The following is an 8,923-nucleotide window of genomic DNA, read 5'->3' as shown; positions in this document are numbered from 1 at the left end:
AATTTTGTGGTTGTCTACAAGGGGTGTTATAATTGCTTTGAAAGAAGGTGGTTTCATGAACTCAAATACAATCATCGTGAATAATATAAAATTATGGCTACAGGATAATCAAAAGTCGCAGCAATGGTTAGCCCAAAAAATCGGGGTCAGCAAGGCACTGGTCGGTCATATGCTGAATGAGAGCCGTGTCATCCAACCACAACGTATCGTTGCTATCGCGAAGGTATTAGGTGTATCGGTCAACGAGTTGACGACCGACGCTTCAATGAGAGACGAGCGCATGACGGTCGAGTTGCGCGGGACCCTCTCAAATCGACGGTCCAAAATGGAGCTTGAGCGTCTGAAATTTGCGGTGGAAGACTATATTGGTCTCAAGAGTGAGCAAAGATGAAGCCGTCAACACGAATTGCTGAAGACACGGCAGAAGCGTTCGCAGCCGATTTTTTAGAGCAAGTCATTGATAGTCACGTCTTCATTGGAGCTTACATTGAACAGGTGTTGGCCAAACGCGCGAACCTCATCTTTCAATATGTCGAGGACGACTCTTATTACGGTGTCGCCATCAAGCATATGTCAGGAGAAGAGTTCATCGCATTAAACTCCTACCAACCGCTGCGCATGCGTTACTTTACCGCGGCTCATGAACTATGGCACTTGTCTGAAGCAAGTGAATGGCAGGTCGATGGATTCGAACACGAGCGGGCGGCCGACCGGTTCGCCGCTGCGATCATGCTGCCGAAGAGTACGACAAAAGAAGTCTGGGAGAAGCTGAAGGACGGCTATGATACGAAGTCCGCCATCATCTATTTGGCAGATATGGCCCAAGTGCCATACGTCTCGGTCGTCCGACGACTCCGAGAACTCAATTATCGATTCTCTGACTTGAGTGAACAGGAATCCGATTGGCGTGAGGAACGGAACCGTATAGGAATCGCTCCGAGCCCATTGGATCAAGCCCAGCGTTTTGAATCGTTCCCCGCCTATGAACAAGTCGTGGTCAAGGCGGTCGAGGCGGAGAACATGACGCGACTGAATGCTGCCAACAAACTCTCCGTCTACAGACCGGATCTGGCTCGATCGTTCCAGGAAGATGAAATGAGTCGTATACAAGAGGACACCCCCCATGATTAAGGAGCCGGTGTTCATCGATGCGAACATCATCATTCATGCGGCAAGTTTTCGACAAGCCGACGTCTTCGATTGGATCAGTAGCCTGTATGGACAAGTCCTTATCCATGTGGAGGTCTTGAATGAACTCAAGACATCTTCGGTAAGAGAAAGTGTCGACGCGTTCATCCACGACGGGAAGTGGGTGCTGTTCGATCCTGAATCGGAAGCATCGATTGCGACGGATGAACTCTATGACCTTTATCTCGTTTATCTGACAGAAGTTCGCCTTGCGTTTCAACAATTGGACGAAAAGAAAATCAGAGAAGGACGGCCACTCAAACATACGAGCGACTTGGGTGAAATCCACAGTCTTGCTGCCGCTAGATTGATCAGCGCTGGATTGATATGTAGCGATGACGCGGACATTCGAGAAGTCATCACAGACGCTGAACTGTACATCGTAAATCAAGAGGAACAGCAAACACTTATTCGTCAGCATACCCTCCTAGACTTTTGTATATATTTGAAGCGGTATGAAGTCGTGAAAAGAAGCCAGATTCGAAAGTTTTTCAAGACAATACGTCCACATGATTTAAATGTGCTCGATCAACACATGTATGACACATAAACATACGATGTTTTATCATTAAGACAGAAAAGTACCCAATCTTCGTCGAAGTATGACGTGTCTTGGGTACTTTTTTCATATTAGTCACTATCCGATAGCTTGTTTCGCTCACGTAGGACCGCGAGCTCGATCTGTTCCTGTAACCGGTTCTCGAACGCCTCTTTTTCACGACGGAGGAGCTGCACTTCTAGGTGAAGTTTTTGATTCTCCTCTTCGAGTTGGTCGCTTCGTCTCGTCCGTGCCTTCAACTCGTCAAGCGAGTCCATTAGGCTCTGGTTTTGACGGTTGAGCTGGCTACGCTCTTGCTCGAGCGTCTTCAGTTCACCCTCTAGATGAAAAACTGTTCTCTTCTGATCTTTTAACTCTTCTTTAAATGAGTTCCGTTCTGTATCCAACGTTTCTTCAGCATGTTTTTTTTCCGTGATCAGTTGGCTGATTTGATCTTGTAATTGAGTGACTTCAATTTCATGTGACGACACCTTTTGCTCATACTCTTCTTGGAGTCGTTCAGCTTCTGCAATTACGCTTTGTTCAAGGTCTTGAATGGTATTTTTATAGCGCGCGTTGATTCTCTCATGTTCTTTTTGTTGCGTTTCTAGTCGAGTGGCTCGTTCATTGAACAGGGCAAGGACTTGATTCAGTGCTGCTTCGAGTGATGCGTTCTCCTCGACGACTAAAGGGTCTGGAGACTGTTTATCAAATAAAGTGATTAATTCCTCGAACAATTGATTGGTAGACAGCTGTCGTTGTTCTGTAAGGCGTTGAATATGTTCTTTAACCTCTTGTGAGACGCGAAAGGAAGTCACTTTAATTTCATTTGACTGCATAAGATTCACCGCTTTATCATTTATTGTATACAAATATATAAGACATAAAATACACTTGATTACCTCGTTTACATTTTCCCGTATTTGATTAGCAAATACAAGTAACCGTAAGTAATTCTAGAGAGGATGTATACATTCGACGTCGAAATGTATACATCCTCTTAATTATTGTATATGTAAAATGTTTAACGAATCTATAGCCTTTTCAGAGTGTCATTATATGAAGCGCAAGAGAACTATCAGAAGACAAAACTGTAGGCTCGCCCAATAATACTTGAGGAATACAATATGAACAAATGACATTTTTCAAGCTTGATTTTATTAGGTAGTGGAGAAGTGCCAACTATTCAGTTTTTCGTTTATAAACTGAATGCAGAGAACGCACCTCTGTATCCGCATCGTCTAATCCGGTTCATGTATTCTTCTCTAATGATACTCTCTTCAAAGTCATTCAAAAACCACGTGACAGACTCAGTGTTAACAGTTTCACAAACTCTTTTAATATATGGCAAATCTACATCAGAAAATGAAAAGCCGTGAGAATATATTTTATCTACTAAATTCAATGAATCAAATAGTGATTTCCAATGCTCAATTACTTTACTGGTATCTTTTTTTAGGGCGTGATGGATTTCCCACAACGCATCTTCAGTGCCAATATAGCGACTGTCTTCATTTTGATTGATTCCATGACCGATAATTATTTCACTATTTTGCTGTCCATGCAGATGAAATACGTTTTTTGCTCCGTAAATATCTTCCAATACCCTAGTGTAGTTAAAGTTAATACAATAGTCATTTGAGGTATCCAATATTTCTTTGAAAGTTTGTTTTGCTTTAACGTCTGATATTTTTATTGAATTAATCCATTCTGCAAATAAGTCTTTTACTTTTATAATCACATCGTGAAAATTACTTGAAACATCTTCATAATCATATGCCCTATGAAATTCATTAAAATCATCATCGGCCTCATCGTAAAGATAGGACATTTCATCAAAATATTTTTCGAAATCTAATTTTCCTAAACTGTTCTCTAAATCGCACCACTTGTCACCGTTAGTCTCTGCTTCGGATATAATATCTATTATGAAAGCAACGACTTCATTAGCCTCAAAGATTTCGGAACCATCTGGATGAGTGATTGATGATATATCAAAAGAAAGGTCAGTCTGTAAAGCTCCTGGATAAGTGTTTTTTAAATATGTATGAAAGTTCTCGTACTTAGTAGGTAAAAAATGTGCTAAATCAAATCCATTTCCAACAATAAATAAATTCATTTTTTCTCTCCTATAACCGTGGACTTTAGCTGTGCTTAATCTCTCTAGAAGTATCAAATTTGTAGATACGATATTTAAATTCGTTCATCAATTTGAGCTGAAGTCGGTACATTTTGAAAGGCAGGATGTAAGCTTTAGATAAAAGTTAGATTCTACCAAAGAGACTCTACATTCATATTCGCGGCACCTAGCTCTTTAAGTAAGTGAAGTTCAATCTCAGCCACAGATTTATCAAACGGGATATAGGCTATCCCATCAATATCACTCGGTTTTTCAACATTGTTTTTTATTAAACAGGTTACATTCGATCTTCCCAATTTCCCATAAAAAAATCCTAGTTCGAACAGTACATTTTGCCTTGCTCTAAACTTTAAATCTGGCTGAATATTCCCTTCAACGTAAGCTCCTACATCATCGGGTGTAAGTAAAACCACCGCATAGGAAACGTCAGCGTATTTTTCAAACTTTTCAATCAACGTCAACCCACTGTTTATTTGTCTACTTAAAACTATAGGCTTCAATCCTGCTCTATTAAGTATCAGCTCCGTTTCGATTAAGGAAGTCGTGTCTCTTCCATGAACTATAAACACTTTTTGAGCATCTGTTTTTGAAGGGGGACGATTATTATCTGTATGGTTTGTATAAGCTTGAGGTAATTCTTCCTCCAACGTTTCTACATAGTGTAGCAATGATCGATACCCATTCTCATTGATAGTTTTTTTAGATACGGAGTAATGAAATTCTTCAAACTTAAAACCAGGTAAGTCTAGTTGAAGCGCATATTTATTAAGAGTCGATGCAAAATTTTCAAAAACATTTGCATAAAAATAATCATTTTGATAATTTTTAATATCTTTTATAGTCCGCTTTATTTGTAGGATTGCTTTTTTATTTCTAGACTCCATGTAATTAGCCTCCATTTCACAGTGTTGAGGACGACGTATAATTGCAGATAATCAAGCTATTTCTGAGATTCATTATATATTTTAATCAAAAGGGTGATGTTCGCCCCAGCGAGGTTGAGAGCGTATTGGGTCAGGTAATCCGGAGTATTGACAATCGTCGGGCCTTGCCCGTGTCCTGTGTTATTATTTCTGACTGTAGGCAGTCCATCAAGCGTCGCCCGAAGAGAGGTGAGCTGCGTTTGATAATAGCTTGGAAGGAACTGATTGTCAAAGAGTGCCTGAATGAGTGCGGCGGCTGTCCCCTTTCCTGTTGACCAGCCATTGACTTGGCAAATAGTCTTCATCGTGCTCTCGAACGATTTAGCAGCGGAAGTGATAGCAGCTTTGTTGTCACCGTCACGGTATTGTCCGTGTGCCTCCAAATACTCATTCAAAGGTCCTGCGAATTGGGCGTTATGCATGAGTGTGAGTGCTGGCTTAATTGCCTCCGTGTGGAGTATGGTAGAGTCAATTTTGATGAATTGGTCCTCCACAAACTCTAGTCCGACACCGTTCTCCCGGAATCTCATGTTCAAGGTCTTAATCGTTTCGGGTCCAGCTAAACTGAAATCAACAGCGAATCTAAAGAGTAGCTCAATCATATCGACGACCCAGTCACTCTCAATGCAACTTAATAAAAATTTTAGACAGGCTGAAATGGGATCACTGAAATCTTTTCCGTAACCTGGAGCATCAGAAAAATCAAGTAGACCATGCTCAGCACAAATATATTGTCGAACATCCGCGAATAGATTCGGTTGGTTCAAGAGGTATAGTGCGCTAGATTCTGTCGCATAACCACGACGGGTTTCAATCTGATAAACCTCCACCAATAAATGGTAGAGTTGTTTTCGAAGACGGTCTGGTAAAGTGTTGTCATAAGGGAATATCTCAATTTCTTTTTGGCTGTTTCGCTTTGAAAAGAGCATACTTTTTTCCTCCGTTATTTATTTTGCATAGGTTGTTGTAGGCTTTCTAGTATGAAAAAGCACACGCTAATGATATCTGAGTATGATTAGAAAGTGGTCAAACAATTATTACATTCTCTGTTTCCAGTATACGACAATTTACTTAGATAAAAAAAGAGCCTTGATAATACCTCCAAAGCATTTAAATGGGAGTGATTAATGCTTTTTATATTTTCAAGATTGATATACTACACCTTTAGGCTAGCGTGTTCCCGTTCTCTTCTGGTTCCACATACCACCATAAAACCAACAAGGGATTTTACGTCAATTACAACCGCTAGGGCGTTAGTCCATCGATTGTTCCACGTGAATGATTGCCTTGAACGGCACATGGATGATACCGTCCCGCTGATTGGCCAGTTCGACGGTCCGCTCCATGTAGTTCGTCCGGTGGACAAAACCCTTGAACCGTTTCATCTCCCGCTCCTCCACATATTTCACCTCCACCATATCCCCGCTGAAAATTGCGTCATTCAACACCTTCTCATAAACTGATAGGACCTGTTCGTCGATATCGGGCATCTCAATCTTCTGAATCTCCTTATAGTACTTCGTCAGCAGCGCCTTGTGCTCGGGCATGAGGAACGGAATCCATTTCAGCTCACCCCGATCGCGATACATCGTCATAAAAAATCACCCTCCTAATAAAAAACGAACGTTTGTTCTTATTTTATACTCTTTTTATCTGTTTTGAACAGGATATTTCATGAATGGTAATCCGTGCGTCCTGTTTCCGTACTCTAGCTCGCTGGTCGTCGGTGCAAGGGACGTCAAAAAAATGACGCACCCTTCGGCCCGTCTTCCTTCGCTTTTGGCTCAAAGCGAGGCTTTTCGCTCGTTGGCTACGGAAGCCAGGTCCTGTAAGCGCTCTACGCATTTTTTTGAGGCTCTCCCTGCGGTCGCCCTTGCACCGTCTCCCGACGCTCGCTTCGTTCCCGTCAACAGGACGCACAACGGTGTTCGTTCTGAGGTCAGCTTATCCGAAAGGGGACAAACCATCATGGAACTATCCGCCATCATCGAGGTCATCCGTATCAAGCAAGAGGTTCGCGAGGAAATGGTCGCCCTCGAGCACGCCATCATCCATTCTCCGGACAGCGCCCGACAAATCGGGTCATCGTTCATCGGGGACGACGACCGTGAAGTGTTCCTCGTCATCATGCTGAACACGAAAAACCGGGTCATCGGTGTCCATCGGGCGCACGTCGGGAGCGTCAACTCGAGCGTTGTACACCCACGGGAAGTCTTCAAATGCGCGATTCTAAACAATGCCTCATGTCTCATCGTCTGTCATCAGCACCCGAGCGGAGACCCGACCCCGAGCCGGGAGGACATCCTTGTCTCCGAACGGTTACATGAAGCCGGGGACCTTATCGGCATCCCGGTGCTCGACCATCTCATCCTCGGTGCGGACGAGTCATACGTCAGTATGAAACAGCGAGGTTACATGGGTTGAATGGAATGGAGTGGGGCCGGGGGACCGGTCCCGGTCCGTCCGGTAAGGGCAAGGACGAAAAACGTACGTTTTTCTTTGACGGGACGGGCGACTCACGTTGCTATCGCCTGGATCCATAGAGCGGGATCCGGGAAAGGGTCGTTTTCGTATGACGAAAACGGAGTGGTTCGTGCGTAGATATAGGATAGTATTTTGACGTGTCTCGTAAAGAGTTTTTTTGATGAAACGATAGAAGTAAAAACGCGGTTTGTTTATTGAAAATGATCATGTTTTCTAAACAAGCCCTAGGGCTTGTTTGAAACAACACCAGGGCTTACGTGAAATTAGGCGAGATGTTGCTTACATGGATACGAGGTATCATGAGGCTATCAGCAGGAGAGGATGATTCAGATGGACAGCTACCAACTAGATCAACAGACAATGGACGAGATGACGGAGGTATTGCTTCGACGCCTTCCTGACCGGCTTCAAGAAGAATTTGACGACTTAAAACTTGTGAGCATGGATCTTCTTTGTGATGTGAAGGAAGGAGAACGCTTGACCCACCTCACCGTCTTTTTTAATACCAATATGATTCGACGGAATCGTCGTACATAAGAAAAAGGGATAGTTGTATACATTTTTTAAAAGTCTTCATTTCTGGAGGTTCATGAACAAGGACTGAACTGGCTCTGGACGGGGAATCGTTCTATAAAGAACCGGAAAGGGTGAGACGTGATGGATGAGGGGCTGCTTGATGACTATGCGTTCGCGGGATTGGATCCGTTCGTTCGGACCGTCTTCTCGGAACTGATGGAACACCCCGAGTGGATGCGTGTCGTCGACAGGCAACATTGCGTCGAGAAAGTCGTCCGGTTCGATGAAGGACGGAACTCGCCTTACTTCCGCGTGGTGATCTATCTGGATGCGGAAGAGTGTCCCATCAAGATCGTGTATCTATATGGGACATGGATAGTGGCGGATGGGGACGTCAGCTTCGTCGTCTCGGAGCTATCGAAGGGTGTATTCGAATATGAAGTGATGCATGTGCATTGGCTCATCAAGTATCGCTTCGAGGATTGGGGAGTCTCTGAAGACGGGGCATGGGAGAAGGAATGGTGATCCGGGCTCATGCGTGAGCGTCTAACGCCTTGTGGCGAAGTCGCTCATCGCACCGCTTCCCCTTACGGGAGGCACGGAGCGTCAGAACAACGCTTAAGAAAGTTGGCGCGTCGAAACTTATGTGGTGCGTGTATAAAGAATGGTTGAACAGATATGAATCGTGACCGAATTTATAAAATATCTAAAAGATACCAATGTGTCTATTGAACTGCTCCCCGTCAAGTAGACAGGGTAAATAATGAAAACCAACCTAGGCGGCTTGAGCCCTGTATTCGACAGGGCTCAAGCCGTTTAGTCGTTTCTGGAGACGATCATGGTTGTAGAACGATATGTAGGCCTCGATGGCCGACGTGAGTTTGCTATAGGCCTGGAACTCACGCAGGTAGTACATCTCGACTTTCAGGGTACCCCAAAAACCCTCGATCGGGGCGTTGTCGAGACAACGTCCGACGCGAGACATGCTGTGGGTCAGTTTTGCGTCTTCCACCATGCGTTTGAACCCTCTCGATGTATATTGAAATCCTCGGTCGCTATGGATCATCGGACCCGCTCCTGTACGGAGCCCCGCGATCGCTGGGATCATCGTCTGGAAGACGAGCCCATTGTTGT

At 43.9% G+C, this 8,923-nt stretch carries 12 protein-coding genes; 6 read left to right on the top strand and 6 right to left on the bottom strand.

Annotated features, from left to right (window positions below; all coding sequences use genetic code 11):
• From A6395_RS15570 to A6395_RS15560, 3 genes are all read left to right on the top strand, one after another.
• The coding region (locus tag A6395_RS15570; RefSeq protein WP_252100552.1) for a helix-turn-helix domain-containing protein at positions 1–391 on the top strand (391 nt) is incomplete at its 5' end.
• Positions 388–1,131 (top strand): ImmA/IrrE family metallo-endopeptidase, encoded by a 744-nt coding sequence (locus A6395_RS15565; RefSeq protein WP_071399732.1) that lies wholly within the window; start codon positions 388–390, stop codon positions 1,129–1,131. The genes A6395_RS15570 and A6395_RS15565, both read left to right, overlap by 4 nt.
• Entirely contained in the window at positions 1,124–1,738 is a 615-nt protein-coding gene (locus tag A6395_RS15560) for a hypothetical protein (protein WP_071399731.1), read from the top strand. The genes A6395_RS15565 and A6395_RS15560 overlap by 8 nt, the downstream gene beginning before the upstream one ends.
• Before the next feature lie 80 nt (positions 1,739–1,818).
• Here the strand turns inward: A6395_RS15560 and A6395_RS15555 are convergent, their stop codons facing one another.
• The 5 genes from A6395_RS15555 to A6395_RS15535 form a co-directional block, all read right to left on the bottom strand.
• Positions 1,819–2,565 carry a hypothetical protein gene (locus A6395_RS15555; protein WP_071399730.1) on the bottom strand — a complete coding sequence of 249 codons (747 nt, stop codon included), beginning with the start codon at positions 2,563–2,565 and terminating at the stop codon, positions 1,819–1,821.
• Positions 2,566–2,924: 359 nt separating this feature from the next.
• Complete coding sequence (locus tag A6395_RS15550) at positions 2,925–3,845, bottom strand: bacteriophage abortive infection AbiH family protein (protein ID WP_071399729.1); 921 nt, start codon at positions 3,843–3,845, stop codon at positions 2,925–2,927.
• 152 nt (positions 3,846–3,997) lie between these two features.
• Positions 3,998–4,750, bottom strand: a complete 753-nt coding sequence (locus tag A6395_RS15545; RefSeq protein ID WP_071399728.1) for a TIR domain-containing protein — start codon at positions 4,748–4,750, stop codon at positions 3,998–4,000.
• A gap of 56 nt (positions 4,751–4,806) precedes the next feature.
• Positions 4,807–5,718 carry an STM4504/CBY_0614 family protein gene (locus tag A6395_RS15540; RefSeq protein ID WP_071399727.1) on the bottom strand — a complete coding sequence of 304 codons (912 nt, stop codon included), beginning with the start codon at positions 5,716–5,718 and terminating at the stop codon, positions 4,807–4,809.
• A 324-nt stretch (positions 5,719–6,042) separates the two neighbouring features.
• Positions 6,043–6,384 carry a YolD-like family protein gene (locus tag A6395_RS15535; RefSeq protein WP_071399726.1) on the bottom strand — a complete coding sequence of 114 codons (342 nt, stop codon included), beginning with the start codon at positions 6,382–6,384 and terminating at the stop codon, positions 6,043–6,045.
• Positions 6,385–6,757: 373 nt separating this feature from the next.
• Here A6395_RS15535 and A6395_RS15530 point away from each other — a divergent pair, with 373 nt between their 5' ends.
• From A6395_RS15530 to A6395_RS15520, 3 genes are all read left to right on the top strand, one after another.
• A complete protein-coding gene (locus A6395_RS15530; RefSeq protein ID WP_034799670.1) occupies positions 6,758–7,213 on the top strand; it encodes a JAB domain-containing protein in 456 nt (151 codons plus the stop codon).
• Between the two features lie 390 nt (positions 7,214–7,603).
• Positions 7,604–7,810 carry a hypothetical protein gene (locus A6395_RS15525; protein ID WP_071399725.1) on the top strand — a complete coding sequence of 69 codons (207 nt, stop codon included), beginning with the start codon at positions 7,604–7,606 and terminating at the stop codon, positions 7,808–7,810.
• A 120-nt stretch (positions 7,811–7,930) separates the two neighbouring features.
• Positions 7,931–8,314 carry a hypothetical protein gene (locus tag A6395_RS15520; RefSeq protein WP_071399724.1) on the top strand — a complete coding sequence of 128 codons (384 nt, stop codon included), beginning with the start codon at positions 7,931–7,933 and terminating at the stop codon, positions 8,312–8,314.
• 250 nt (positions 8,315–8,564) lie between these two features.
• Here A6395_RS15520 and A6395_RS15515 read toward each other — a convergent pair.
• Positions 8,565–8,923: IS3 family transposase (locus A6395_RS15515; RefSeq protein WP_149039000.1), on the bottom strand; the 359-nt coding region annotated here is incomplete at its 5' end.

It is taken from the genome of Exiguobacterium sp. SH31 (assembly GCF_001816105.1).
Lineage (GTDB): Bacteria > Bacillota > Bacilli > Exiguobacteriales > Exiguobacteriaceae > Exiguobacterium > Exiguobacterium aurantiacum_A.
This window is presented reverse-complemented; position numbering and strand designations above follow the sequence as displayed.

Excerpts from the sequence above, each read along its gene's own strand:
- A6395_RS15555 (WP_071399730.1), bottom strand. The coding sequence starts at position 2,565 with ATGCAGTCAAATGAAATTAAAGTGACTTCCTTTCGCGTCTCACAAGAG.
- A6395_RS15550 (WP_071399729.1), bottom strand. The coding sequence starts at position 3,845 with ATGAATTTATTTATTGTTGGAAATGGATTTGATTTAGCACATTTTTTA.
- A6395_RS15530 (WP_034799670.1), top strand. The coding sequence starts at position 6,758 with ATGGAACTATCCGCCATCATCGAGGTCATCCGTATCAAGCAAGAGGTT.
- A6395_RS15545 (WP_071399728.1), bottom strand. The coding sequence starts at position 4,750 with ATGGAGTCTAGAAATAAAAAAGCAATCCTACAAATAAAGCGGACTATA.
- A6395_RS15535 (WP_071399726.1), bottom strand. The coding sequence starts at position 6,384 with ATGACGATGTATCGCGATCGGGGTGAGCTGAAATGGATTCCGTTCCTC.
- A6395_RS15565 (WP_071399732.1), top strand. The coding sequence starts at position 388 with ATGAAGCCGTCAACACGAATTGCTGAAGACACGGCAGAAGCGTTCGCA.
- A6395_RS15560 (WP_071399731.1), top strand. The coding sequence starts at position 1,124 with ATGATTAAGGAGCCGGTGTTCATCGATGCGAACATCATCATTCATGCG.
- A6395_RS15540 (WP_071399727.1), bottom strand. The coding sequence starts at position 5,718 with ATGCTCTTTTCAAAGCGAAACAGCCAAAAAGAAATTGAGATATTCCCT.
- A6395_RS15520 (WP_071399724.1), top strand. The coding sequence starts at position 7,931 with ATGGATGAGGGGCTGCTTGATGACTATGCGTTCGCGGGATTGGATCCG.
- A6395_RS15525 (WP_071399725.1), top strand. The coding sequence starts at position 7,604 with ATGGACAGCTACCAACTAGATCAACAGACAATGGACGAGATGACGGAG.